23 protein-coding genes and 2 pseudogenes are annotated in these 25,621 nt (G+C 65.9%); 10 read left to right on the top strand and 15 right to left on the bottom strand.

Annotated features, from left to right (window positions below; all coding sequences use genetic code 11):
* From recO to lepB, 4 genes are read right to left on the bottom strand one after another with little or no spacing between them, the layout of a single operon-like run.
* The gene (gene recO, locus ACUJ46_RS07565) at positions 1 to 750 is read right to left on the bottom strand and encodes a DNA repair protein RecO (protein WP_445389855.1); all 750 of its coding nucleotides are present in this window, start codon (positions 748 to 750) and stop codon (positions 1 to 3) included.
* Positions 751 to 771: 21 nt separating this feature from the next.
* Entirely contained in the window at positions 772 to 1,710 is a 939-nt protein-coding gene (gene era / locus ACUJ46_RS07560) for a GTPase Era (RefSeq protein ID WP_445390145.1), read from the bottom strand.
* Positions 1,700 to 2,479, bottom strand: a complete 780-nt coding sequence (gene rnc / locus ACUJ46_RS07555) for a ribonuclease III (RefSeq protein ID WP_445389854.1) — start codon at positions 2,477 to 2,479, stop codon at positions 1,700 to 1,702. Before rnc ends, era begins: the two co-directional genes overlap by 11 nt.
* Complete coding sequence (lepB, locus tag ACUJ46_RS07550) at positions 2,472 to 3,122, bottom strand: signal peptidase I (RefSeq protein ID WP_445389853.1); 651 nt, start codon at positions 3,120 to 3,122, stop codon at positions 2,472 to 2,474. The genes rnc and lepB overlap by 8 nt, the downstream gene beginning before the upstream one ends.
* Positions 3,123 to 3,283: 161 nt before the next feature.
* Between lepB and pgi the strand changes: the two genes are divergently transcribed.
* On the top strand, positions 3,284 to 4,813 hold the full coding sequence (gene pgi / locus ACUJ46_RS07545) for a glucose-6-phosphate isomerase (protein WP_445389852.1): 1,530 nt from the start codon (positions 3,284 to 3,286) through the stop codon (positions 4,811 to 4,813).
* Between the two features lie 55 nt (positions 4,814 to 4,868).
* Here pgi and ACUJ46_RS07540 read toward each other — a convergent pair whose 3' ends face one another.
* Positions 4,869 to 5,498, bottom strand: coding sequence for an HAD family hydrolase (locus ACUJ46_RS07540; protein WP_445389851.1), 630 nt, complete (start codon positions 5,496 to 5,498; stop codon positions 4,869 to 4,871).
* 123 nt (positions 5,499 to 5,621) lie between these two features.
* The gene (gene ykgO, locus ACUJ46_RS07535; protein WP_004210176.1) at positions 5,622 to 5,747 is read right to left on the bottom strand and encodes a type B 50S ribosomal protein L36; all 126 of its coding nucleotides are present in this window, start codon (positions 5,745 to 5,747) and stop codon (positions 5,622 to 5,624) included.
* 193 nt (positions 5,748 to 5,940) lie between these two features.
* Between ykgO and ACUJ46_RS07530 the strand changes: the two genes are divergently transcribed.
* From ACUJ46_RS07530 to ACUJ46_RS07510, 5 genes are all read left to right on the top strand, one after another.
* Complete coding sequence (locus ACUJ46_RS07530; RefSeq protein WP_445389850.1) at positions 5,941 to 7,077, top strand: M14 family metallopeptidase; 1,137 nt, start codon at positions 5,941 to 5,943, stop codon at positions 7,075 to 7,077.
* Between the two features lie 10 nt (positions 7,078 to 7,087).
* The gene (gene gpmA, locus ACUJ46_RS07525) at positions 7,088 to 7,774 is read left to right on the top strand and encodes a 2,3-diphosphoglycerate-dependent phosphoglycerate mutase (protein WP_445389849.1); all 687 of its coding nucleotides are present in this window, start codon (positions 7,088 to 7,090) and stop codon (positions 7,772 to 7,774) included.
* A gap of 112 nt (positions 7,775 to 7,886) precedes the next feature.
* Positions 7,887 to 8,408 carry a 5-(carboxyamino)imidazole ribonucleotide mutase gene (gene purE, locus ACUJ46_RS07520; RefSeq protein WP_445389848.1) on the top strand — a complete coding sequence of 174 codons (522 nt, stop codon included), beginning with the start codon at positions 7,887 to 7,889 and terminating at the stop codon, positions 8,406 to 8,408.
* Positions 8,398 to 9,480, top strand: a complete 1,083-nt coding sequence (locus tag ACUJ46_RS07515; protein ID WP_445389847.1) for a 5-(carboxyamino)imidazole ribonucleotide synthase — start codon at positions 8,398 to 8,400, stop codon at positions 9,478 to 9,480. Before purE ends, ACUJ46_RS07515 begins: the two co-directional genes overlap by 11 nt.
* Positions 9,481 to 9,576: 96 nt before the next feature.
* Positions 9,577 to 10,173: a tetratricopeptide repeat protein gene (locus ACUJ46_RS07510; RefSeq protein ID WP_445389846.1), complete on the top strand. Its 597-nt coding sequence runs from the start codon at positions 9,577 to 9,579 to the stop codon at positions 10,171 to 10,173.
* Between the two features lie 86 nt (positions 10,174 to 10,259).
* Here ACUJ46_RS07510 and ACUJ46_RS07505 read toward each other — a convergent pair whose 3' ends face one another.
* On the bottom strand, positions 10,260 to 11,321 hold the full coding sequence (locus ACUJ46_RS07505) for a DUF2855 family protein (RefSeq protein WP_445389845.1): 1,062 nt from the start codon (positions 11,319 to 11,321) through the stop codon (positions 10,260 to 10,262).
* Between the two features lie 155 nt (positions 11,322 to 11,476).
* Positions 11,477 to 11,950: an Hsp20 family protein gene (locus ACUJ46_RS07500; protein WP_445389844.1), complete on the bottom strand. Its 474-nt coding sequence runs from the start codon at positions 11,948 to 11,950 to the stop codon at positions 11,477 to 11,479.
* 240 nt (positions 11,951 to 12,190) lie between these two features.
* On the opposite strand from ACUJ46_RS07500, the gene alaS reads away from it, so the two are divergent.
* The gene (gene alaS / locus ACUJ46_RS07495) at positions 12,191 to 14,860 is read left to right on the top strand and encodes an alanine--tRNA ligase (protein ID WP_445389843.1); all 2,670 of its coding nucleotides are present in this window, start codon (positions 12,191 to 12,193) and stop codon (positions 14,858 to 14,860) included.
* A 2-nt stretch (positions 14,861 to 14,862) separates the two neighbouring features.
* Positions 14,863 to 16,218, top strand: a pseudogene (gene ppx / locus ACUJ46_RS07490) (exopolyphosphatase); the annotation flags it as partial.
* A 67-nt stretch (positions 16,219 to 16,285) separates the two neighbouring features.
* Here the strand turns inward: ppx and rnd are convergent.
* Positions 16,286 to 17,560, bottom strand: coding sequence for a ribonuclease D (gene rnd / locus ACUJ46_RS07485; RefSeq protein ID WP_445389842.1), 1,275 nt, complete (start codon positions 17,558 to 17,560; stop codon positions 16,286 to 16,288).
* 64 nt (positions 17,561 to 17,624) lie between these two features.
* On the opposite strand from rnd, the gene aspS reads away from it, so the two are divergent.
* Together aspS and ACUJ46_RS07475 are read left to right on the top strand one after the other, a co-directional pair.
* Positions 17,625 to 19,421: an aspartate--tRNA ligase gene (gene aspS / locus ACUJ46_RS07480; RefSeq protein WP_445389841.1), complete on the top strand. Its 1,797-nt coding sequence runs from the start codon at positions 17,625 to 17,627 to the stop codon at positions 19,419 to 19,421.
* A gap of 468 nt (positions 19,422 to 19,889) precedes the next feature.
* Positions 19,890 to 19,991: pseudogene (locus ACUJ46_RS07475) on the top strand (PEPxxWA-CTERM sorting domain-containing protein); the annotation flags it as partial.
* Between the two features lie 138 nt (positions 19,992 to 20,129).
* Here the strand turns inward: ACUJ46_RS07475 and ACUJ46_RS07470 are convergent.
* The 6 genes from ACUJ46_RS07470 to ACUJ46_RS07445 all read right to left on the bottom strand — a co-directional run bounded on the left by ACUJ46_RS07470 (position 20,130) and on the right by ACUJ46_RS07445 (position 25,605).
* The gene (locus tag ACUJ46_RS07470; protein ID WP_445389840.1) at positions 20,130 to 20,726 is read right to left on the bottom strand and encodes a thioredoxin family protein; all 597 of its coding nucleotides are present in this window, start codon (positions 20,724 to 20,726) and stop codon (positions 20,130 to 20,132) included.
* 9 nt (positions 20,727 to 20,735) lie between these two features.
* Positions 20,736 to 22,820, bottom strand: coding sequence for a protein-disulfide reductase DsbD family protein (locus ACUJ46_RS07465; protein WP_445389839.1), 2,085 nt, complete (start codon positions 22,818 to 22,820; stop codon positions 20,736 to 20,738).
* A 105-nt stretch (positions 22,821 to 22,925) separates the two neighbouring features.
* Positions 22,926 to 23,177: a PepSY domain-containing protein gene (locus ACUJ46_RS07460; protein ID WP_445389838.1), complete on the bottom strand. Its 252-nt coding sequence runs from the start codon at positions 23,175 to 23,177 to the stop codon at positions 22,926 to 22,928.
* A 182-nt stretch (positions 23,178 to 23,359) separates the two neighbouring features.
* Entirely contained in the window at positions 23,360 to 23,944 is a 585-nt protein-coding gene (rpsI, locus tag ACUJ46_RS07455) for a 30S ribosomal protein S9 (protein ID WP_445389837.1), read from the bottom strand.
* Positions 23,941 to 24,417 carry a 50S ribosomal protein L13 gene (gene rplM / locus ACUJ46_RS07450; RefSeq protein WP_445389836.1) on the bottom strand — a complete coding sequence of 159 codons (477 nt, stop codon included), beginning with the start codon at positions 24,415 to 24,417 and terminating at the stop codon, positions 23,941 to 23,943. The genes rpsI and rplM overlap by 4 nt, the downstream gene beginning before the upstream one ends.
* A 141-nt stretch (positions 24,418 to 24,558) precedes the next feature.
* Positions 24,559 to 25,605, bottom strand: coding sequence for a COX15/CtaA family protein (locus ACUJ46_RS07445; protein WP_445389835.1), 1,047 nt, complete (start codon positions 25,603 to 25,605; stop codon positions 24,559 to 24,561).
* Between the last annotated feature and the right edge of the window lie 16 nt (positions 25,606 to 25,621).

The raw sequence follows: 25,621 nt of genomic DNA, 5'->3' as shown, positions 1-25,621 counted from the left end.
TCAGGCCTGCGCCGTTCTTGCAAGCGCACGGGCGCGCAGCCGGTCGAGGCGCGGGTCGGCCAGCCAGTGGCGGGCGAGGAAATGGCCTGACAGGGCAAGCGCCTGGTCCGCTTCGCCCGGCCCGGGCTTTCCGCCCCGCAGCAGAAAGGGTGGCAGCGGCAGCAGCGCCTTTTCCCATGGCTGGCCATGCGCCATCGCGCGGCTCACGGCACGACCGCTGCGCGGGCTGACATGGCCGAGATCGTCCGCCGGCCCGTCAAGCGCGCAGCTGGCAAGATCGAGGCCGAAACCTTCCTCTTCCAGCAGCAGAAGCTCATAGCGGGCAAGGGCCGCACGCGCATCTTCCCCCTGAAGCCCGGCGCCAAGCCCCGAAAGCAGGGCATCGAGCGCCCGGGCAAGCCGCGGGTGGGCCACGCATTCGGCAAGGGCGGCCGCCGTAAGGGCCGTCAGCCAGTGCAGAAGCGCCGCCGCCGCCGGATCGAAGGCCAGAAGGGCGCGGCTTTCGACCAGCTCCGCGCTTGCCACAGGAAGCGAGTTTTCGGCGCGCGCCTTCAGCTTCAGGGCAACCCGGTTGCCGGGGCTGAAAATGGCCCGCCGCGCCTTTCCATGCGCGCCATGCACAAAGCCCGCCCGCAAGCCGCCTGACTGGCCATCCGACTGGCCACCTGACAGGCAGAGAAACCGCACAATCGCGCCATGCTCGCCATGGGGCAGCAGGGTGAGGACGATGGCTTCGTCGGAAAATTCCACCAGCCGCCGCCGGCGCCCGTGTCAGTCCACCCAGTCCATGCCGAGGTCGCGCCAGACATGGCGGTCTTCCGCCCAGCCCGGCCGCACCTTCACGTGCAGGAACAGGTGGATGCGCCGGCCGAGAAGATCCTCCATTCCGTGCCGGGCCGCTTCGCCGATCGATTTGATCCGCGCCCCGCGCGCGCCGACGACAATGCCTTTCTGGCTGTCGCGCTCGACAAGGATCTGCGCGTGGACTGCGGCCGAGCCGTCGGGCCGCTCCTCGAACTTCTCGCAATGGACGGCGGTGGCATAGGGCAGTTCCTGCCCAAGTTGCAGGAACAGCTGCTCCCGAACCAGTTCGGCCGCCATCATCCGTGCCGGCGCATCCGAAAGCTGGTCTTCCGGGAACAGCCATGGTCCCTCGGGCACGGCGCGTGCCAGCGCCGCCTTCAGATCGGCGACGCCATCGCCCGAAAGGGCCGATACCATGAAGGTTTCATCGAAGGGGGCGATGCGGTGGGCTTCGGCCGCGATTTCCAGCAGGCGGGCCTTGTCGGCAACATCCACCTTGTTGAGCACCAGCCAGCGCGGCTCCGGCCGCTGCGCGATGGCTTCGAGAAGCTCCTTCACCTCGCCCCGCAGGCCGGCCTTCGAATCGACGATCGCCAGAACGACATCGGCATCGGCTGCGCCTTCCCAGGCGTTCTGCACCATCGCCCGGTCCAGCCGGCGGCGCGGGCTGAAGACGCCCGGCGTATCCACGAGCAGAAGCTGCGCCTGCCCCTCGATGGCGACACCCGTGAGGCGGACGCGGGTTGTCTGCACCTTGGGCGACACGATCGCGACCTTCTGGCCGACAAGTGCGTTCACAAGGGTCGATTTGCCGGCATTGGGCGCACCGATCAGCGCGACAACGCCGCAGCGCGTGGGCCCGGAAGCGGATTCCGGCGCGAAACCGGTGGAGCGATCAGTTGGCATGGGCATCCAGAAAGGCCTTTGCGGCAAGCGTTTCGGCTTCCTGCTTCGACGCGCCTTCGGCAAGGATCGGGGGCAGGGGAGCGATGGTCAGTTCGACCTGAAACCGGGGATTGTGGTGCGGGCCGGTGCGGCCCAGCAGGCGATAGACAGGGGGCTGGAGCGCGCGCGAGGCCGCCCATTCCTGCAGTTCGGACTTGGGGTGCTTGGGCGCTTCGGAAATGGCGGCGACTTCATCCTGCCAGGCAAGGCGGATGAGCGCATTGGCCATCCTTGGGCCGCCATCCAGATGGGCTGCCCCGATCAGGGCTTCCATCACGTCGCCGAGGATGTTGTCGCTGTCGGCGCCGCCATCGGAGCGGGCCTGCGGCCCCAGCCGAACCTGACCCGGCACGCCCAGCCGGCGCGCGATCCGGGCGCAGGTTTCGCGGCTGGCAAGCCGCGCCATGCGCCGGGTCAGCTTGCCTTCGCTTTCATCGGGGAACAGCTCGAACAGCCAGACTGCCAGAACCGCGCCGAGGATGCGATCGCCGAGGAATTCCAGCCGCTCGTAATTGTCGCGGCCGAAACTCTTGTGTGTCAGGGCGGTGAGCAGGATGGCGCGGTTGCGGAAGCTGGCGCCCAGCTGCGTTTCCGCCCATTCCGCCGGGCCGTCCATCCGCTCGTCCTCGGCAATCGGGTCAGGCGTGGGGGGCGCGGGCTTGCGGCGCGGGCGCGGCCCGGCCGAGGCGCCGGCTTTCAGCCTTTCTCGGGCGGTTTTCTGATCAGTCAAGGCGTGTCCCCACGACGGGCCGGCCACCACGCCAGCCCAGGAAAAGTCTTTCGGCGCGGCCGGTCAGCTGCGACGCCGCCACCAGCCCCGGTCCGCCTGCGGCACGTGGCAGGCGGCTGTCGATGCTGTCGCCGCGATTGTCCCCCAGCACGAAATAATGGCCGGGCGGAATGCGGGTTCCGGGATGATCGGCGAACGGCCCGCCCGCGCGGTCGGCAACGATGTGGCTGCGTCCGTCCGGCATCTGTTCGCGGCACAGGCCCGGGCCTTCCGGCCAGCAGGGCAGGGCGCGGCCGTTCAGCCGCACTTCGCCCCTCAGGAGGGCCACATCGTCTCCGCCTATGCCGATCACCCGTTTCACATAGTGCCGCCCGTCCGCTCCGGCAAACAGGATGATGTCCCCCCTGCGGATGGAGAGGGCCTGCCGGCTGCCGGCGAAGGCGGCTGTCGCCATTCCTGGCAGGCTGGCGGGCGCCAGGGGCTGGCCCAGCACATGGTCGCCGGGCAGAAGCGTGGGCGCCATGGAGGCGGAATCCACCCGATAGGGCTGGCCCACGAGCATGCGCACCGCCAGCCCGGCGAGAATGGCGAGCAGGACAAGGCGCAGGCTTGTGCCGGGCAATGTGGATGCTGCGCGTATCATCTGCCCGGGCGCTGCGCCGTGGGCGGCCTGCTGTCAAGAAGTGCCTGCCGTTCAGGAGGCATCAACGGGAGCACCGACGGGGAAAGGGCGTGGTTCGTGAAGAAATGTCAATCTCTGCGACAGCAGTCGCGTGGCCTCTTGCGATCGGCTAGGGTGGGGTCATGCTTCCGCACCAGACGCCTGCATGGTCCGCGCTCGAGATGCTGGCGCGCCGTCCACTCCCCCGCATCGCCGCGCTTTTTACGCAGGAACCGGAGCGGCTTTCGCGCATGGCGCCCGAAGTGGCCGGCATCCGGTTCGATTATGCGAAACTCCCGCTCGACCGGCTTTTATTGTCCGCCCTCAAGGATCTCGCCGAGCAGGCCGACCTTGCCGGCTGGCGGGCGCGGCTTGCCGAAGGCGCCATCGTCAATGAATCGGAAGGGCGGGCGGCAACGCACATGCGCCTGCGGGATCCTGCCCGAAGGGGCGGGCATGCAGCGCTTCTCGATCTCGCGCGCCGCGTGCGAACGGGCGCGTTCGGGCCGGTGCGCCACATCATCCATGTCGGAATCGGTGGCTCGGCCCTCGGGCCGAACCTGCTTGTCGATGCGCTGGGGGACAGCGGGGACGGCCCGCGGATCCACATCGCCTCCAACATCGACGGCATGGCGCTTGCCCGCATCCTTGCCGAGGCCGATCCGGCGCACACCATGATCGTCGCCGTTTCCAAGACCTTCACGACCCAGGAAACGCGCACCAACCTCGACACGGCGCTTGCCTGGCTGAAGGCCGGGCGGGTCGCTGACCCCATCGCGCGCACGATTGCCGTGACGGCGGCGCCCGAAAGGGCGCGCGCGCTCGGCATTGCCGAGATCCTGCCCTTCGATGAAAGCGTGGGCGGGCGCTATTCGCTCTGGTCGGCGGTGGGCCTGCCCTTTGCCCTTCGCTGCGGCCCGGATGCGTTCGAGGCGCTTCTCGATGGCGCACATGCAATGGACCGGCATTTCCTGGAAGCGCCGCTGGACGCCAATGCCCCAGTGATGGGGGCGATGGCCGATGTGTGGCAGGCCTGTTTCCTCGGCCGGCCGACACGCGCCATCTTTGCCTATGACGAACGGTTGCGGCTGCTGCCTTCCTATCTCCAGCAGCTGGAGATGGAATCGAACGGCAAGTCTGTCGCACACGACGGGACGCCGCTGCCCTTCCCGACTGCGCCCATCACCTGGGGCGGCACGGGCACCGATGCCCAGCATGCGGTCTTCCAGCTTCTGCACCAGGGCAGCCACGCTGATCCGGTCGAGTTCGTGGCTGTGGCCACAGCCGGGCATCGGCTGGACGCGGTGCATCACCGGCTGCTGCTGGCCAATTGCTTTGCGCAGGGCGCAGCGCTGCTGCGTGGCCGCACGCCTGACGAAGCGCTTGCCGAGGCCGGCGGCGATGAAGCGCTGGCGCGGGCGAAAAGCTTTCCCGGCAATCGAGGGTCAGCCACCATCCTGCTCGACCGCCTGACACCCGAAAGGCTGGGGGCGCTGCTTGCCTATTATGAAGCACGCACCTTTTCGGCTGCGGTGCTGATGGGGGTCAATCCGTTCGACCAGTGGGGTGTGGAACTCGGGAAGCAGGTGGCCGGCCGGCTGGCCGCCGGCGAGGGGGACGGGTTCGACCCGTCTACCGAGGCACTGATGGCGACTGTCGCCCGCCAATGCTGAACGGCCACCCCTGATCCGCCATCCCTGATCCGCCATCTGGGCGGGGCGGCCAATCTCAGACTGGAAAGCCGTGCTGGCGCAGGGCCTCGGCGGCGCCTGTGGCATCGATGAAGCGGTGGGCATGCCAGCCTGCGTTGCGTGCGGCTTCGACATTGGCCGGATTGTCGTCGATGAACAGGGCCTCGCCGTCTTCCAGGCCGAAACGCCGGCGGGCAAGCGCGTAGATGGCCGGATCCGGCTTCACGAGCCGTTCCGCGCCCGATACGACAATGTCGCGGAAATGATCGAAGACGGGGGCTGTCGGCCGGAACATGGCCCAGAATTCCGCCGAGAAATTGGTGATTCCGAACAGGGGCACGCCGGCTTCTGCCAGCCGTTCCACAAGCGGAAGGCTTCCCGGAATGGGGCCGGGGATGGTTTCCAGCCAGCGCGGACCATAGGCGCGGATCAGGTCACTTTCGCCGGGGTAGCGGGCGATGAGTTCGGCGCTGGTTTCGGTGAAAGGCCGGCCGGCGTCATGCTGGAAATGCCATTCGCGCGTGACGACATGGGCAAGGAACCAGTCGAGCCTGTCGGCTTCGGGTATCAGCTTTTCATAGAGGAAGCGCGGATCCCAGTCATAAAGGACATGGCCGACATCGAAGACGACGGCGCGGGGTTGCCGCGCCGAACGTGCAGCCCACATGCCTGCCGGCTGGGTTCCTGTCTCGCCTGCGGCCCCGGCCTTGCCGAAAGGCGCGCCTCCTGTGCCTTGCGGCACGCTTCCTGTGCCTTGCGGCACGCTTCCTGTGCCTTGCGGCACGGGGAATCAGCCCTGGCGGGCCTTGAAGCGGCGGTTCGTCTTGTTGATGACGTAGGTGCGGCCGCGGCGGCGGATCACGCGGTTGTCACGGTGCCGCCCCTTGAGCGACTTGAGGCTGTTGCGGATCTTCATCGGTGTTCCCCGGGGATACGTAAATGAGCCGCGGCGCTTACGGGCAAAGCCGCCCCAAGTCAATTCCTTTCGCCTGTCCGTGCCTTCGCACGCGCCTGTCCGTGCCTTCGCGCGCGGGATGCTTCCTCTTTCCGTTCATGTTTCCTGGGCGCACGGTTGGCCCGGCCGGCACGGGCTGCTAGCTGCCCGGTTCATGGCTATCAGCATTTCAGCATGTTTCGATTCGGGCAACATCGAGACGGTCGACCAGCCGGCGGCCGATCATGTCCGCCTGCGCATCCGCCGCGACGCCGACGGCGTGTTCTTCCAGTGGTTCCACTTCCGCCTTTCAGGCGCAAAGGGGCGGCCCGTCCGCATCGACATCATCGGGCTGGAGGAATCCGCCTATCCGGGCGGCTGGCCCGGCTATCGTGCCCGCGTCTCTTCTGACCGGGAACGCTGGGTCCAGGCTGACAGCAGCTATGACAAGGCTGCTGATGGCGGCACCCTCACGATCCGCGTGACGCCCGAGTCCGATCTTCTGTGGTGCGCCTATTTCGCGCCCTATTCGATGGAGCGGCATCAGGATCTCGTCGCGCGCATGGCGCTGAAGCCGGGTGTTTCGGCTGACGTCCTGGGCCATACGCTCGACGGCCGGCCGATGGATTGCCTCAGCCTTGGGCAGGGGCCGCGCCAAGTCTGGCTCTATGCCCGCCAGCACCCCGGCGAGACCATGGCGCAATGGTGGATGGAAGGCGCGCTGGATGAACTGACGGACCCGTCCTCTCCGGTCGCCCGGTCGTTGCTGGCCAAGGCCCGTTTCCACATCGTGCCAAACATGAACCCCGATGGCGCCTTCAGGGGCTATCTGCGCACCAATGCGGCAGGCGCGAACCTCAACCGCGAATGGGCCAATCCCGCAGCCGACCGCGCGCCCGAGGTGAAGGCCGTTCTCGACCGCATGGGCGAAACCGGAGTCGATTTCGCGCTCGACGTGCATGGCGACGAAGAGCTTCCCCATGTCTTCATCGCCGGCTTCGAGGGCATCCCCTCCCTGCAGGAGCGTCAGACAAGGCTTCTTGAACGATTCAAGACGAGCCTGATGACGCACAGCCGCGATTTCCAGACCCGCGTCGGCTATCCCGTCGCCTCTGCGGGGACGGCCAATCTCTCCATGTCCACCAATGCGCTGGCGGAACGCTTCGGCTGTGTTTCAGCGACACTGGAAATGCCCTTCAAGGATGCGGATGACCTGCCCGAGCCCGTAGAGGGCTGGTCGCCCGACCGTTCCCGCCAGCTTGCGCGCGCCTGCCTTGCAGCGCTCGCCGACATCATCGATGATCTGAGATAGGAAGCCCCGAATGTCTGAACTCGTGCTTGTCCGCCATGGCCAGTCTGCCTGGAACCTCGAAAACCGCTTCACCGGCTGGTGGGACGTGGACATCACCGACAAGGGTGCAGCCGAGGCGCGCGCCGCCGGCAAGGCGCTGAAGGCGCAGGGCTTCGATTTCGATGTCGCCTTCACCAGCGTGCAGACCCGGGCCATCAAGACCCTTCACCTCGTGCTCGAGGAAATGGAGCGGCTTTGGCTTCCCGTCACCAAGGACTGGCGCTTCAACGAGCGCCACTATGGCGGGCTGACAGGCCTCGACAAGGCCGAAACGGCAGCCAGACATGGCGATGAGCAGGTGAAGATCTGGCGCCGCAGCTTCGATGTGCCGCCGCCGCCGCAGGAACGGGGCAGCAGCTTCGATGTGTCCGCCGACCGGCGCTATGCCGGCGTCGACGTGCCGGCCACCGAAAGCCTGAAGGACACCATCGCCCGGGCGCTTCCGGCCTTCGAGGAACTGGTGGTGCCGCAGCTGAAGGCCGGCAAGCGGGTGCTGATCGCGGCCCATGGCAATTCGCTGCGGGCGCTGGTGAAGCATCTGTCGGGCATTTCGGATGCCGATATCGTCTCGTTCGAGATTCCGACGGGCGTGCCCATCGTCTACACACTCGATGCCGGTCTGAAGGCGACCGGGCGGCGGTTCCTGGACATTGCCTGAGCTTGCCGGCCCTGGCTGAAGGGGCGGTGCCTCGGATAACCGGCAGGGGGTCCGCCTCTTGCCAAGGGCGGCCCTTCACCCCTAGGGGCCGTTTTTTGACGGGGGTTTGCCGGTGAGCGAGCAGAAGACCGATCATGAGACTGGCGCCGGGACGGCCGAGGCTGTCCAGGTCGGCATCATCATGGGCAGCGTTTCCGATTGGGAGACGATGCGCCATGCAGCGGAAACGCTGGCAGCCCTTGATGTGCCGCACGAGGTGAAGATCGTTTCCGCCCACCGCACCCCGCGCCGGATGGTGGACTATGCCGACAGCGCCGAGGCGCGTGGCATACGCGTGATCGTCGCCGGGGCCGGTGGCGCTGCCCATCTGCCGGGCATGGTGGCAAGCCTCACGTCGCTTCCGGTTCTGGGCGTGCCGGTCCAGTCGAAGGCGCTTAACGGCATGGATTCGCTTCTGTCCATTGCGCAGATGCCGGCCGGCATCCCGGTTGGCACGCTGGCCATCGGCAAGGCCGGGGCGACCAACGCCGGGCTTCTGGCGGCCGCCATCCTCGCCACCACCGATCCGGCGCTTTCCGCGCGCCTGAAGGCATGGCGCCAGCGCCAGACGGATGCCGTCGCCGATGCCCCCTGAAACTGGCGCCATCATTCCGCCGGGGGGGACCATCGGCATTCTGGGCGGCGGCCAGCTTGGGCGCATGCTGGCGCTTGCCGCGGCGCCGCTTGGCTATCGCACCCACATCTTCGCGCCCGAAGCCGAACTGGTGGCGGCCGATGTTTCGGCTCATGTGACCCGAGCGGCCTATGACGACAAGGCAGCCCTTTCGGCCTTTGCTGCCTCGGTCGATGTCATCACCTACGAGTTCGAGAATGTGCCATCCGGAACGGTCGCCTTTCTCGAAGGGCTGAAGCCTGTCCGCCCCGGTCATCAGGCGCTCGATGTCGCGCAGGACCGGCTGGCCGAGAAACGCTTTGTCGAAGGGCTGGGCGGGTGCACGGCGCCATTCAGGCCGGTCGACAGTCTGGCCGATCTTGAAGCCGGCCTTGCGGCGCTGGGTTGCCCGGCCATATTGAAGACCCGCCGTTTCGGCTATGACGGCAAGGGGCAGGCGCGCATCCACGCCTCGTCCGATGCGGCGGCGGCCCTGGCCGATCTTGGCGGGCGCGACCTCATTCTCGAAGGGTTTGTCCGCTTCGATGCGGAATTCTCGATCATTCTTGCACGCGGGCCAAGCGGGGAAGAGCGCCACTTTCCGGCCTGCCTCAACCGGCATGAAGGCGGCATTCTGGCCGAAAGCCGCGTTCCCGCCCGCAAGCTCGACCCGGCCCATGTCGAGGCGGCGACGGCGCTTGTCGTGCGTATTGCCGATGCGCTTGGCTATGTCGGGGTTCTGGCCTGCGAATTCTTTGCCTGCGCGGATGGCCCCGTCTTCAACGAGATGGCGCCACGGGTGCACAACAGCGGCCACTGGACCATCGAGGGCGCCGAGACCTCGCAGTTCGAGCAGCATGTCAGGGCCATTTGCGGCCTGCCGCTCGGGCCTGTCGGCCTGCGCGCGCCCGAGGTGGTGATGCACAATCTTCTTGGCCAGGATATCGGGCAGTGGCCGGCGATCCTTGCTGATCCGGCGGCCCATCTTCACCTCTATGGCAAGTCCGAAGCCGTGCCCGGGCGCAAGATGGGGCATGTGACCCGCCTGCTGTAAACGGGGCGCGGGTGGCTGCGGCCACAGGCGTGCCCGTGCGTGATGGAAAAACCTGCTTCCTGTGTTAACCTGCATGCCGGGAGGAAGGAGGAGAGCATGAACTTCAGAACTGTCCTGCAACTGGCGGTGATCGGGAAGATCGCTGTTCTGGGCATCTATGTGCTTGATGCACTTCCGGCGCAGGCGGCCATCAGCACGCTTGGCGGCGGGCTGGGCCGGGAATGCTATATGGCGGCCGAACTGCGGCGCGAACCGCGCACCGGGCTGGGCATGTGCGACCGGGCCCTTGCCGAAGAGAATCTTTCCCGGCGGGATCGCGCCGCCACGCTCGTCAACCGTGGCATCATCTACATGCAGTCCCGCGATCTCGAGCAGGCGATCCGGGATTATCGCAGTGCCCTGAAGACGGACCTTGAAATGGCCGAGGCCCATGTGAACCTGGGCATTGCCCTGCTGCACAAGGGCGGCAACGACCGCGAGGCCATAGCGGCGCTCACCAGGGGGCTGGACATGAAACCGTCGCGGCCGGAAGTGGCGCATTACACGCGCGCTGTCGCCCATGAGCTTCTGGGCAATGTGCGCGAGGCCTATGAGGATTATCTCGCCGCAGCCGCCCTGAAGCCGGAGTGGAAGGAGCCGGTCGAGCAATTGAAGCGCTTTTCCGTGGAGAAGCGCGAAACCGCCAACGGCTGACAGGGCGCTGTCAACCACAGGCGGAAAGCTGGCAGCCGGTCGTCGAGACCGGCTGCCTTTTCCTTGATTGCCTTGCGCCGCGCCGCTTAGCGGGGTTTCCAGATGATGCCGTGGCTGGGGCGCGTATCGCCGTTCAGCAGGGCCTCGAAATCGCGCGCATAGCCGTCCGGCCCATGGGTTTCCTCGATGGTCAGCCAGGGCCGGGTGCTGGCCAGGAAGGCCTTGAGGCTGGCGCCCAGTTCGGCGTCGAAAGCGGCCGGTCCGATCTCGCGGGCGCGCGCTTCCCACCAGGTGGGTGCGAAGAACATGGATGGAGCCGGGCCGGGCAGGGTGGTGGCCATCTGCGGCGCATTCCAGTGCGTGCCGCCTACCATGTGACTGGCCTTCAGAGTCTTCACATGGGCATGGACCTGCGCCGTGACGGCGCCATTGCCAGCCACGTCGACAAGCACCGTCGGCCTTTCAGGGTCGAGCTTGCCGATGGACTCATAATCGAGGACCTGATCGTAATAGCCCGTCGTTTCCACGAAGCCCTTGTGCGAAGATGAAGTGATGCCGACGGATTGCGGGCCGCCTGCCTGCCGCAGCGCATAGCCGGTGCCGAGCGCAGTTTTGGATGAGGCGCTGGTGATCAGCACGAGGCAGTCGGCGGCTGTCTGCCGGAGCATGGCGGCAAGCACGAAGGCCGTGCCATAAAGCGGCTGGAACAGGGCCATCAGCTCTTCGGTCTGCTGGTCGAAATCATCCGCCCAGCGATAGCGGTTGTAGACGGCTGCCTGTTCCTGCCGGTGGGGTGCCATGTCCGTCAGCCCGCTTTCGCTGATGGCGCCAGGCGTGATGGCAAGGTGGCTGCCGCTGGGCCAGTAGCCGAACAGCCGCCTGCCGACGGCGACATCGGGGTGCCGGCTTTCCACCACTGTTGCGGTTCCCCACAGCGGAACGATGCCCCAGTCCGGATCGGAAGAAGGAAAGAAACGCCAGTAGTTGAGCGGCGGCCCGCCATGCACGGCATAGGTGAGGTTGTTTGACGTGACAGCCGCCGAATCGATGCGGCACAGGATGCCGTCCTTGCCCGCTTCCATATCAAGGGTGGCAATGCGGCCCTTTTCCAGCGCGCCCTTCTGCCGTTCCAGCCAATAGCCTTCCATCTGGCCCTCCTTCCTCTCTCCCGCTCAGCAGGCTAGGATGGAAGGCGCGGGCTGAACAGACCCAATATTGGCACAAGGGCCGGGGATCGCCTCATATTCCGCACAAAAAAGGGGGCCGGCATGCCGGCCCCCTTCCTGTTCGCTGCCCGAAAGGCTCAGGCGGCAGCGCGCTCGCCCTCGATCACGGGCTGGGCCGGCTTGCTGCCGATCTCGACCTTGCGGGGCTTCTTGTGCTCGGGCACTTCGCGCACCAGGTCAATGTTGAGCAGGCCGTTCTCGCACGAGGCGCCAACCACCTTGATCACGTCAGCCAGCTGGAAGCGGCGCTCGAACGCGCGCTTGGCGATGCCGCGATGGAGGAACTGACGACCGGCCGCGCTCTTGTCCTCGGCGGCCTTGCCGGTGACCACAAGGGTGTTTTCCTGCACCGTGATGTCAAGCTCGGCGCTGTCGAAGCCGGCGACCGCCATGGTGATGCGATAGCTGTCTTCGCCAAGCTTCTCGATGTTGTAGGGCGGGAAGCTGGTGTCGCCTTCGGTGGCGCGGGTGGCGAGGTCGAAGAGCCGGTTCAGATTCTCGAATCCGATCGACGAGCGGAGGAGGGGGGTGAAATCCAGATTGCCACGCATGTGATCCATCCTTTCAAAGCAATGGGTTCATGTTTCCCGCCAAATGGCCGGGCATATGGCCGCAACCCCATGAAGGCAGCCGCAGCCATGGGCATGATCTGGTTTGAAGCGGGCGGATTTCAAGAGGTCGGGGCCGGCGCGGGCAGGGCCTGCCCAAGGCTTCTCTTGCGTCAGGCGCCGTCGCGCCCCTAATGGAGCGCGACCGCCGCATGCCGGCCATCCACAGGCAAAGCCAGGAACATGACGTCAACGTCCGACATCCGACAGTCCTTCCTCGACCATTTCGCCCGCGCCGGGCATGTGGTCGTGCCGTCCGCACCGCTGGTGCCGCAGAACGATCCGACGCTCATGTTCGTGAACGCTGGCATGGTTCCGTTCAAGAACCTGTTCACCGGCCTCGAGACGCGGCCCTACACGCAGGCGGTTTCCGCCCAGAAGTGTGTGCGCGCCGGCGGCAAGCACAATGACCTCGACAATGTGGGCTATACCGCGCGGCACCACACCTTCTTCGAAATGCTGGGGAATTTCTCCTTCGGGGACTATTTCAAGGAAGAGGCGATCCGCCTGTCCTGGGATCTCCTGACCGGCACCTGGGGCATTCCGAAGGAGCGGCTGACTGTCACCGTCTATCACACGGACGATGAAGCCCATGCCCTGTGGAAGAAGATCGCCGGCCTGCCCGACGAGCGGATCATCCGCATCGCGACGAGCGACAATTTCTGGTCGATGGGCGATACCGGTCCCTGTGGCCCCTGTTCGGAAATCTTCTACGACCACGGCTCCCACATCCACGGTGGTCCCCCGGGCAGCCCGGACGAGGACGGCGACCGTTTCGTCGAGGTCTGGAACCTCGTCTTCATGCAATATGACCAGCAGGCCGATGGAACCCGCCTGCCGCTGCCCCGCCCCTCGATCGATACCGGCATGGGGCTGGAGCGCATTTCGGCCGTGCTGCAGGGCACGCACGACAATTTCGAAACCGACACCTTCCGCATGCTGATCGGCGAATCCGCCGCCCTGACGAAAACGCCCATCGATGCGCCCGCCACCCGTGCCTCGCATCGAATCATCGCCGATCATCTGCGCTCGGCCGGCTTCCTCGTGGCCGATGGCGTGCTGCCGGCCAATGAGGGGCGCGGCTATGTGCTGCGCCGAATCATGCGCCGGGCCATGCGCCATGCCCATCTGCTTGGCGCCCAGGAACCGCTGATGCACCGGTTGGTGCCGTCTCTGGTTTCCGCCATGGGGGCGGCCTATCCGGAACTCAGCCGCGCCCAGGCGCTGATCGGCGAAACGCTGAAACTGGAGGAAACGCGCTTCCGCCAGACCCTCGACAAGGGGCTGAAGCTGCTGGACGAGGCAACCGCAGGCCTGAAGCATGGCGATGTGCTGCCTGGCGATGTCGCCTTCCGCCTCTATGACACCTACGGCTTCCCCTATGACCTGACCGAGGACGCGCTGAAGGCCCATGGGCTTGGCGTGGACAGGGGCGGTTTCGATGCCGCCATGGCCGAGCAGAAGGCCCGTGCGCGGGCCGCCTGGGCCGGCAGCGGCGCCAGCGCCACCGACAGCCTGTGGTTCGACCTGGCCGACCGTCTGGGGGCAACGGACTTCATCGGCTATTCCACCACCGAGGCGCAGGGCGAGATCGTCGCCATCGTGAAGGATGGTGTCGAGGTTTCCAGCGCATCTGAAGGCGATGACGTCATGCTCATCGCCAACCAGACGCCCTTCTATGGCGAATCGGGCGGGCAGGTGGGTGACACCGGCCGCATCGAGGGGGCGGGCTTTTGTATTGCCATCACCGATACGCAAAAGCCGCTGGGCAAGCTTCATGCCCATGCCGGGCGGGTGGAAAAGGGCATGGTGCGCGTGGGCGACACCGTCACCCTGTCCGTCGATGGCGGGCGCCGCGCCGCCATCCGGTCCAACCATTCCGCTACCCACCTTCTGCACGCGGCCTTGCGCCGGGTGCTGGGCGAGCATGTCTCGCAGAAGGGGTCGATGGTCGCGCCCGACAAGCTGCGTTTCGATTTTTCGCACCAGAAGGCGCTGACTGCGGAAGAAATCGCCGCCATCGAACGCGAGGTGAATGCGGAGATCCGCGCCAATCTGCCCGTATCCACCCGGCTGATGACGCCGGATGCCGCGATCGAGGCGGGGGCACTCGCCCTGTTCGGTGAAAAATATGGCGATGAGGTGCGCGTGCTGTCCATGGGACGCCCCGGCGACAGCGGGCGGACCTATTCCGTCGAACTGTGCGGCGGCACCCATGTGAACGCCACGGGGGACATCGCGCTCTTCCGGATTCTGTCCGACAGCGCCGTTTCCTCGGGCGTGCGTCGTATCGAGGCGCTCACGGGCGAAGCGGCGCTTGCCCATCTTGCCAGTCAGGAAGCGCTGTTGAAGTCGGCGGCCTCCACCCTCAGGACACGGCCCGAGGAACTGCCCGAACGCGTGCAGTCGCTGGCCGATACGGTGAAACGGCTGGAGCGCGAACTGGCCGATGCGAAGAAGGCGCTGGCCCTGGCCGGCCCCGCAACCGGTGGCGCGCAGGAACCGGAAAAGCTGGGGGCGGCCGCCTTCCTGGGCCAGGTGCTTGAAGGCGTGGAAGCCAAGGCTCTGCGCGGCCTTGTCGATGAAGCCAAGGCGCGGATCGGCTCCGGCATTTCCGCCATCGTCGCCGTGAACGAAGGGCGCGCATCCGTCGCCATCGGCGTGACGGATGACCTGAAGGCCATGGTATCGGCGGTCGATCTCGTTCGTGTCGCCGCAGCGACGCTGGGCGGGCAGGGCGGCGGTGGCCGGCCTGACATGGCGCAGGCCGGCGGGCCGGATGGCGACAAGGCCGCCGAAGCGGTGGCGGCCGTGCGCGCAGCAGCTGCGCAGGCGCTGGGCGTGGCCGCCTGAACATGGCCACGGTGGCGATCGAGCCGGGCGAGAGGCCCATGCTCCTTGCCGCCAGTCCGCGTGTCGCCATCATCGACATCGGGTCCAACTCGGTTCGTCTCGTCGTCTATTCCGGGCTGAGCCGCACGCCTGCCGTTCTTTTCAACGAGAAGGTGATGGCGGGCCTGGGTCGCGGCATCGCCAATGGCGGGACGCTGCTGCCCGAATCCATGGATGCAGCCCTTGCCGCCCTCGCGCGCTTTGCACGACTGTGCGACAGCATGGGCGTCGACAGCATGCGTGCGGTCGCGACGGCGGCCGTCCGCGCCGCCAGCAATGGCCGGGCCTTCCTCGATCGCATCCGGGCCGAAACGGGAATCGAAGTCGAGGTCATCGACGGCGAGACGGAAGCGCGCTGCGCTGCAATGGGGGTGATCGCGGGCATTCCCGATGCGGACGGCGTGGTGGGGGATCTCGGCGGCGGCTCGCTGGAACTGGTGCGTATCGAGGGCGGCGAAGCGCATGAGCGGCTTTCGCTTCCAATCGGCGCCCTGCGCCTCGATGCGCTTCGCAAGGGCAGCCGCCGCGTGCTTGCGGCCGAAATCGAGGCGCGCCTTACCGCGCTCGACTGGGCCGAAAAGGGCCGGGGCAAGCCTTTTTATGCCGTTGGCGGAAGCTGGCGGGCGCTGGCGCACCTCCACATGCACCTGACCGGCTGGCCGCTGCCGGTGATCCACCATCATGTCATGCCGGCCGACACGCCGGCCCGGCTGATCCGTTCGCTTGCCCACATGGACCCCAAGTCCCTGAAGGCGGTGCCGAACATATCCTCTTCAAGAATATCGCAGTTGCCGGGCGCTGCCATCATGCTGAAGGCGGTGCTTCGCCATTTCGGCAGCAGCGCGATCATCACTTCCGCCTACGGGCTGCGCGAGGGCCTGCTTTATCAGGCGCTCCCCCGTGAAGCGCAGCGTCAGGACCCTCTTGTCAGCGCCGCGCGCGAGACGGCCGTCCGCCTCGGCCGCTTTTCGGATGGCTATGACGCCAATGTGGGCGAGGCGCTGCTCGCCTTCATCGACCCGGTGTTCCCGGGGGAACCGCCCAGCCTGAGGCGGATTCGCCACGCCGCCTGCCTGCTCGCCGATGCCTCGTGGCGCGCCCACCCCGACATGCGCGAATCAGACGGGCTGGATCTTGCGCTGCATGGCAACTGGGTTGGGATCGACGCCAATGGCCGGGCGATGCTTGCCGCAGCGCTGTGGGTGGTGAACGGCGGTTCCATGCCCAGCCCGTCGACGGATCACCTCGGCCTGCTGGCTGCCCCGCCGCTGCTTGAGCAGGCGCGTCTGTGGGGCCTTGCCATGCGGCTCGGCCAGCGCCTGGGCGGCGGCACCGCCGAGCCGCTGCAAGGCGCCAGGCTGGTGCCGGAAAGCCGCTGGCTGGTGCTCAGCCTTTCGCGCGCCTGCGCCCCCCTTTACGGGGATTCGGTCCAGAGGCGGCATCGGGCTCTGGCGCAGGCGCTTGGTCTTGAGCCGCGTCTTCGCCTTCTGACGGAAGCCGAGGTTCGAGCGCTCGCATCCTGAGCTTTCCATCTGTCACCGAGAATCCGAGGCGCCCCTCGACAAGCGCCAGAGCATCGGCGCCGAAACTCTGGTAGCGCCAGCCTTCCAGCAACTGCAGGCCTTCGCGCTGGCCGCCGGCCAGCGCTTCAAGCTCATCCGAACGGCCGATCAGGCGCGGCGCCACGCCGGCTTCCTTGGCGCGGATCTTCAACAGCAGTTTCAAGAGGTCGGCGATCAGCGACGCTTCGCTCGACAGGCCGGGCCGGTGTTCACGTGCTGGCATCTCCGCCTCGGGAAGCGGACCGGCTTCGGCGATTGCCGCCATCATCCGCCCGCCGATGGCGTTGCCGGCCCAGGCCGCAGACAGGCCCCGCACCCGCGCCAGATCGGCCTGGGTGGCCGGCGGCGAGGCGGCGATGTCGGCCAGCGTCTCGTCCTTCACGATACGGCCACGCGGGACATTCTTGTCCCGCGCCTCGAATTCGCGCCAGCGGGCAAGCGCCTTCAGCCGGCCAAGCACTTCGGGCTTGCGGTTGGGCAGCTTCAGCCGCTGCCAGGCAGAATCCGGGTCGACCACATAGTTGGACGGGTCCGAGATCCGGGCCATTTCCTCATCGAGCCATTCGCCGCGCCCGGTCTTGCGCAGGCGTGACAGCATTTTCGGGAAAAGCGCCGAAAGATGGGTCACATCGCCGATGGCATATTCTATCTGCCGCTCCGAAAGCGGCCTGCGGGACCAGTCGGTGAAGCGGGCGCCCTTGTCGATCTGGTGGCCGGTGAAATGCGCCACCAGATTGGCGTAGCTCACCTGTTCGCCCATGCCCATGGCCATGGCGGCGACCTGCGTATCGAACAGCGGTTGCGGCACGCGGCCGGAAAGATTCACGAAAATCTCGATATCCTGGCCGCCCGCATGCAGGACTTTCAGCAGCGAGTCGTCGGCAAGAAGCTCCAGAAAGGGGTCGAGGCTGATTCCATCGGCCAGCGGATCGACCGCGAAGGCTTCCTCTGGGCTTGCCATCTGGATCAGGCAAAGCTCTGGATAATACGTGTTTTCCCGCATGAACTCGGTGTCGATGCAGAGATGAGGGTGGGCCTTCATGCGCTTGCACAGGCGCGCGAGGCTGTCGGTGTCGGTCACGAGCGGATGAATCTGCATGAGGCCCGTTAGCGGCTTCGGCGGCGCTTGACAAAAGGGCTGCAACCAGCCTTCTCCCCCGGCCATGACCCATGCCTATCGCACCCACCACTGCGCCCAGCTGACCGTTTCCGATGTCGGTGCCACCGTCCGCCTTTCCGGCTGGATCCACCGCAAGCGTGACCATGGCGGCGTTCTATTCATCGACCTGCGCGACCATCACGGCCTGACCCAGCTGGTTGTCGCGTCCGGTTCGCCGCACCTGCCTTTGCTGGATGGCTTGCGGCTGGAATCGGTGATCATGGTGGATGGCGAAGTCGTTGCGCGCGAAGCCGGAACCGTGAACCCCAATCTCGCCACCGGCGCGATCGAGGTGCGCGTGCGCGGCGTGAGCGTGCTTTCGGAAGCCGCCGAACTGCCGCTGCCGGTTGCAGCCGATACCGACTACCCCGAGGATATCCGCCTGCGCTACCGCTTCCTCGACCTTCGGCGCGAGCGCATCCACCGCAACATCATGCTGCGCTCGAAGGTGATCGCATCGCTGCGGCAGCGCATGCAGGACCAGGGCTTCACCGAATTCCAGACCCCGATCCTCACTGCTTCCAGCCCCGAGGGCGCACGCGATTTCCTCGTGCCGTCGCGCCTGCATCCGGGCAAATTCTATGCGCTGCCGCAGGCGCCGCAGATGTTCAAGCAGCTGCTGATGGTGGCCGGCTTCGACCGCTATTTCCAGATCGCTCCCTGCTTCCGCGACGAGGATGCCCGCGCCGACCGGTCGCCGGGCGAATTCTACCAGCTCGATTTCGAGATGAGCTTCGTCACGCAGGAGGATGTGTTCGCTGCCATCGAGCCGGTGCTGGCCGGGCTGTTCCAGGAATTTTCGGGCTGGAACCGCGAAACGCCGTGGACGGTGACCGCAGCGCCATTCCCCCGCATCCCCTATGCCGAGTCGATGCTGAAATATGGCTCCGACAAGCCGGACCTCAGGAACCCGCTCGTCATCCATGACGTGACGGAGCATTTCCGTGGCGGCGGCTTCGGCGTCTTCGCCCGCATGATCGAGCAGGGCAGCGTTGTCCGTGCAATTCCGGCCCCGGGCGCCGGCCTCAGGCCCCGCAGCTTCTTCGATGGGATGAACGAATGGGCGCGCTCAGAAGGCTGGGCCGGTCTTGGCTATGTCAACTTCAAGGGCGGCGAGGCCGGTGGCCCCATCGCGCGCAACCTGGAAGCCGAGCGCGTGGCCGCGATCGTTGCCCAGATGGGCCTCGGGGCCGATGATGGCGTGTTCTTCGCGACCGACAAGCCGCTGCGGGCGGCGAAGCTTGCCGGCCAGGCGCGCACGCGGGTCGGCGAACAGCTCGGCCTGATAGAGGAGGGCACCTATCGCTTCTGCTGGATCGTCGATTTCCCGATGTATGAAGCCGACGAGGAAACCGGCAGGATCGACTTCTCGCACAACCCCTTCTCCATGCCGCAGGGAGAAATGGAAGCGCTGGAGACGAAGGATCCGCTCGACATCCTTGCCTATCAGTATGACATCGTGTGCAACGGGGTGGAGCTGTCCTCGGGGGCGATCAGGAACCATCGCCCCGACATCATGTACAAGGCCTTCGAAATCGCCGGTTATACGCAAAGCCAGGTGGATACGAACTTCCCCGGCATGATCAACGCCTTCAAATATGGCGCACCGCCCCATGGCGGTTCGGCGCCCGGCGTGGACCGGATCGTGATGCTTCTGGCAGACGAGCCCAACATCCGCGAAGTGACGCTCTTCCCGCTGAACCAGAAGGCGGAAGACCTGATGATGAACGCGCCCTCGGCCGTGACGGAAAAGCAGTTGCGCGAACTGCATATCCGCCCGGCCATGCCGCCCAAGGCCTGAGGCTCACTGCTTGCGGATGAACGGCGCTGCCCGCGTGCAGCGCCGGCACGCTTCATCCTTTGGCCATATTCACCCCCCGGCTCCCATTCATCCCCTGCAAGGCCCGGTATGTCCTGATTTCATGCCGCCGCCTTCTTGTGCATTGCGGCAGAATCGCATAAAATCATGATTAACAACAATTAACCATTTGTTTCCGGATGGGTCGCAAAAAGTCGGGGAAATCTGCGTGAGCAGCTTTCCTCCTTTCTTTTCCGGATCTTTCAATGCCCTCGAAGGAAAATCGAAGGCAAATCGAAAGCCAGGAGACCGAACATGACCATCAGGATGACAGCCTTTCTCGCTCCCTTGGCCCTTGTCGCAGCCGTACCGGCCCATGCCGTGACGGTTGTTCCTGACAATGGTGCTGCGGATTTCACGCTTCCCGCCCCTGCGTTCAGCAACATGCCCGCTGCAATCGAACCGACCGCAGCCGTGCCCGAGCCTGCAACCTGGGCGATGCTGATCGCCGGTTTCGGCGCTGTGGGCCTTGTGGCCCGTCGACGCCGGAAAAAGGACGCGATCAACGCCTGAATCCCGCCCGGGTGCGCCGCCCTGTGTGTGACGGCCTATCCGGTCTATCAGGCCGCAATCATGAAAAAGGGAGCCATAACGGCTCCCTTTTTTTGTCGGGATAGCTCAGTGCCCGCAAAGCGGGCAGGGCCTTCTTCCTCAGTATTTCACCGAGCAGCCGTAAGGCCGGCTCGTCGTGGTGGCGACGGGCTTTCCGGCCTTGATGTCGGCAAGCGCGAGCTTCACAAAATTCTGCGCCTTGCCGATATCGGCCGGATCGGCCGAGGGGATGTTGTCGATACCGCCAGCATAGACAAGCGTCCCCTTCGGGTCGATCACGAACATGTGCGGGGTGGTTTTCGCACCATAGGCGCGCCCGATATCGCCGCTGGCATCGAGCAGATAGGCTGTGGAATTGAAGCCCTGCCGCTTCATGATGGCATTGGCCTGCTGGCCGTTCACATTGCCCTGCTTGCCAGTCGCGCCGGAATTGATCGTCAGCCACACGACGCCATCCGCCCTGGCGGCGGACTGGGTGCGCTGCATGTCGCCGGCGGTATAGAATTTCTGCACGAAGGGGCATTCGGCATTGGTCCATTCCAGCACCACAGTCTTGCCGCGATAGGCCGACAGGCTGTGGCTCTTGCCGTTGCTGTCGGTCGCGGTGAAGGCGGGGGCCGGCTGGCCAACCACGGCGGCTGCCACGGCGGGGGCGGAAATGGCGATGGCGGTGGCTGCGATCAGGATCTTCATCATGGTCTCTCCCTAGCCAATGCTGGATGAACCCTCGCTTGCGAGCGCGGTCAGCATGTTGACGGTCAGTAATTGCGGCAATTCCTGCACTTCCCCGTCGGCGCCATAGAACAGGTAAAGCGGAATGCCGGCGCGGCCCTGCTGTTCGAGGAAGCTGGCGATTGCCGGGTCCGGGCGGGTCCAGTCGCCTACCATTACCTTGATGCCGGCCTGCCCGAAGGCGTGGGCCACATCCGGAGACGCGAGCGCACCGCGCTCGTTCACCTTGCAGGTCAGGCACCAGTCAGCGGTGAAATAGAGGAAGGTGGGCGTGCGCGCGGCCCGCGCGCCGGCCAGTGCTTCGGCCGTATAGGCCGTGGCGTTCAGGCCGGCAGGGGCCGCACCGGTGCCGTCTGCAACAGCGGCCGATGCCGGAAGCTGCGCGAGGCCGAACGGTGCCGCAACCGCTACCAGAAGCGCCAGAAAAGCCGGCACGGTGCCACCTGCCATGCGCTGCTGCCTGAGGCCCAGAACCCAGAGGCCAAGGGCCATCAGCAGCGCGGTCACCAGCCCGAGCATCAGCCCGTTCACACCCGCCTGGCGGCCGAGCACCCAGGCAAGGGCCAGAGCCGTGAGCAGCATGGGAACGGCAAGGATGCGGCGGAAGCTGAGCATCCACGCACCGGGCTTTGGAAGCCGGCGTCGCAGGGCCGGCACGAAGCCGATGGCGAGGAAGGGCAGGGCAAGGCCGAAGCCCAGCCCGGCAAAGACGGCAAGGCCGGCAGCAGGCGGAAGGATCAGCGCCGCCCCCAGGGCGCCTGCCATGAAAGGCCCGGTGCAGGGTGTGGCGACAAAGGCCGCGAGTGCCCCGGTGAAGAATGCTCCTCTGGAGCCGGGCGCCTGTGCCAGCCTTGCGCCAGCGTTGGCGCTGCCCAGCTGCATTTCGAAAAGGCCGGCGAAGTTCAGCCCGATGGCAAAGGTGAGCAGCATGAGGAGAAGGATGACGCGGGGATCCTGCAGCTGGAAGGCCCAGCCAGCCCCCGCACCCGCCCGGGCGATGAGGATGGCGGCAAGCCCGAGCAGGGTGCAGACCAGCACCACGCCCGCCGTATAGGCGAGGCCTTCCTTGCGCGCATGGGCCGGGGATTCGCCGGCCTTGGCAAGGCTCAGCGCCTTCAGGCTGAGTATGGGGAAGACGCAGGGCATCAGGTTGAGCAGCAGGCCCCCCAGGATCGCCAGCCCCAGCGCGGGCAGGAAGGCAGCCGTGGAGCGCGATGCCGCTTGCAGCGGTTCGCCGGTCGCAACCGCCCCCGGGTCTGCGGCAAGCGTAAGTCCCATCACAGTGTCGCCGCGCTCGACGCGGAGAAGGCCTTCCACGCGTGCCGGCGTGGCGCCTGCGACGGCATCGGCCTCGATGATCAGGGCGCTTGCCGTGCGGGTCACGGTTTGCGGGCTGGCAAGGACGAAACTGTCATCGCCGGCTGCGAAGAAATGAGCGGCCGTCACCTTGTCGGTCGCGGCCATGGGCACGGACAGGCGGATTCGCTCAGCAGTGTGGGCGAAGCTGGCGGGTTCCAGCAACTGGCGGGGCAGGGCTGCACGCGCTCCTGCGAAAAGGGTTTCGTGCGCAGGGTCTTTCCTGCCCGTGCCGATGGGCAGGTCGAGCGCGAGGCTTGCGGTTTCGGGGACGCAGATCTTGTCGTCGCAGATCAGCCAGTCGACCTTCACGCGGATCGGCAGCGTGCCGCTGAGGGTTTCAGGGGTCTCCACTTCGGCCAGCAGCACGTTCCGGCTGCCATAGACATGGTTCATGATGCCGGCGACGATGAAGGTTTCCGGCACCGGATAGCGCAAGGCGCTGACGCTCACGCCGGCCGGCACGTCCCACCGGGCGATGGTGGGCATGCCACTGTCGCCGGGATGCTCCCAATAGCTGTGCCAGCCAGCATCGGGTGTCATCACCAGGCCAATGGTGAAACGCTTGCCGGGGGCAGGGTCTGCGACTTCCGAAACCAGTTCGACGCGGGTGTGTTCCTGCCGGGACACGGATTGCGCCGCTGCCGGGCTCGAAGCCCAGCCCAGCAGAAGTGCCATGAGCAGGAGGATCTGTTTCACCATCGGAAGGTCACATAGGGCCAGCCGCGGGAGAGGCCAAGGGCAAGACTGCCGCAGCCTTGCCCGTTCCCGCTGTCTGCGCAGCAATGCCGGGCATCATGGGCGTCTTCAGTCATCCAGTTCGGTGCGGATGATCTTCAGGTCAGAGGGGCGCAGCTTGAGGTCATATTTGCTGCCATTGGGCAGAAGGGCATTGTCCACTTCCCAGCGGCCGTCATCCAGTTCGATGTCTTCCCAGCTTGTGTAGCCGGCCGCGCGCAGCACCTTTTCGATGGCCGTCCGTTCCCCGGGGGTGGGTTGGCGATCGTCGTTGGCGTGCGCGGCAGTTGCAAACGATAGAAGAAGGGCTGGAAGGAGCATAAGGGCTTTCATGCAGCTATCCTGTTTGCAGTGAAATCGGAATGCTTCGATCATGAAGCGGCGTGGTTAATCGCTGGTGAACAGGTGGCGGTATCTGCCAGCCGGAATGATGCCAAGGGACACACGCAAAAAAAAGAGGCCGGAAGACCGGCCTCTTTTCTGTTCGTTTCTGCAGTTCCAGCTTAACGCTTCGAGAACTGGAAGGAGCGGCGGGCCTTGGCCTTGCCGTATTTCTTCCGTTCCACCGCCCGGCTGTCGCGGGTGAGGAAGCCGGCACGCTTCACCACGGTGCGCAGGGTCGGTTCAAAGCGGGTCAGCGCCTGGGCGATGCCATGTTTCACTGCGCCGGCCTGGCCGGAAAGGCCACCACCGGTGACGGTTGCGATCACGTCATACTGATCGCGGCGTTCGGCAACGTCGAACGGCTGGTTGATGACGAGACGCAGGGTCGGGCGGGCGAAATAGACCGTCTGGTCGCGGCCGTTGACCACGATCTTGCCCGAGCCGGGCTTGATCCACACGCGGGCCACGGCATCCTTCCGGCGGCCGGTAGCATAGGCGCGGCCGAACTTGTCGAGGATCTGCGGGCGCAGGGCGACGGGCTCGGACTGGACAGGCGCGGCTTCGGTCACGGCTTCGGCCGCCTGCGCGGCAGCAGGTGCCGCTTCGCTCGCCGGTGCCGGGGCGGCATCGGCTTCAGCCTTCAGCTTCGCCAGATCGGCGAGGCTCATGCGGGTATCTTCCTGGGGGGTGTTCTCGACGCTCATTGCGCGCTCACCTTGTTCTTGCGGTTCATCGAGGCAACGTCCAGCACTTCGGGCTGCTGCGCGGCATGGGGATGCTCGGTGCCCTTGAAGATGCGCAGGTTGCGCATCTGCTGGCGTCCAAGCGGTCCACGCGGGACCATCCGCTCGACAGCCTTTTCGAGCACGCGCTCGGGGAAGCGGCCTTCCAGCACCTTGTCGGCACGGATTTCCTTGATCCCGCCGGCATAGCCGGTGTGGCGATAGTACATCTTCTGCGTCGCCTTGCGGCCGGTGAAGCGCACCTTGTCCGCGTTGATGACGATCACATTGTCACCGCAATCGACATGCGGCGTGAAGCTGGGCTTGTGCTTGCCGCGCAGGCGGTTCGCAACGATGGTGGCCAGACGGCCGACGACGAGACCGTCGGCATCGATCAGGATCCACTTCTTTTCGACCTCGGCCGGCTTTGCCGAGGCGGTCATTCTGGTCAACATGGGATTTCCTCAGGGCGGATGACTTGATCCAAGGTGGCGGGCAATGCACGAGACCTGCCCGGAAATCAACAGATTCAGCCTGTGGTAAAATGATACCTCAAGGGCGGACAGCGCGGCCGCGCCCCTTTTCCCGTGGCTGTGCTAGGCGGGCCGGCGGCCAAGGGCGTGGATGCCCCAGGCCGTGCTGGCGACGACAAGGGCGCCGACCGCCTGGTGAAGGACGGCAAGCGTGATGTTCATGCCTGTCATCACCACGGCGATGCCCAGCAGGATCTGGATTCCGAAGGCGCTGTGGATAGCCACCGAAATGGCGCGGTGGCCCAGCCTGCGCACGCGCCGCGCCAGAATGACAAGCGCGAGCACCACCACCCACGCCCACCAGCGGTGGACGAAATGGGTGAGGAACGGGTCGTTCACGAAGGTCGACAGCCCCTGCCAGTTGACGCTGTGGGGAAAGACGGTGCCGTTCATCAGCGGCCAGTCCGTGGCGGCATAGCCGGCGTTCAGACCCGCCACCCAGGCGCCTACGAGCAACTGGAGGAACAGAATGAGGGCCACAAGGACGCCGAATCCCGTAAGGCGCGCCGGCCTGGCGCGGGCCGAGCGCCGCAGCGCCATGAGATCGAGTGCAGTCCATATAAGCCCGGCAAGGATGAAAAGCGCCGTGAGAAGATGGGCCGCCAGACGGAGGTGCGAGACATCCGTGCGATCGACGAGGCCCGAGGCCACCATCCACCAGCCGATGGCGCCCTGGAAGCCGCCAAGGGCCAGCAGCGCAACCAGCCGCCAGCCATAGCCCTCGGGGATGGCGCGGCGAAGGGCAAACCAGGCAAGCGGCATGGCGAAGGCCAGCCCGATCAGCCGCCCGAGCTGGCGGTGGATCCATTCCCAAAAATAGATGAACTTGAAGTCATCGAGGCTCATACCCTTGTTTATCAACTGATATTCAGGGATCTGGCGGTATTTGTCGAACTCGGCCTGCCATGCGGCATCGCTGAGCGGCGGAATGGCGCCGGTGATGGGTTTCCATTCCGTGATGGAAAGCCCGGATTCGGTCAGCCGCGTGATGCCGCCGACGACGACCATCAGGAAGACGAGCAGAGCAACGGAAAACAGCCAGCGGGCTAGGGCAAGCGGGCGGGCCGTGGGCGGCGAGAGAGCCGGCTGATGGTAGGAAGGGGAAGCCATGACCGACCCCTTAGCC

This window comes from Sandaracinobacteroides sp. A072, assembly GCF_052616365.1.
This window is presented reverse-complemented; position numbering and strand designations above follow the sequence as displayed.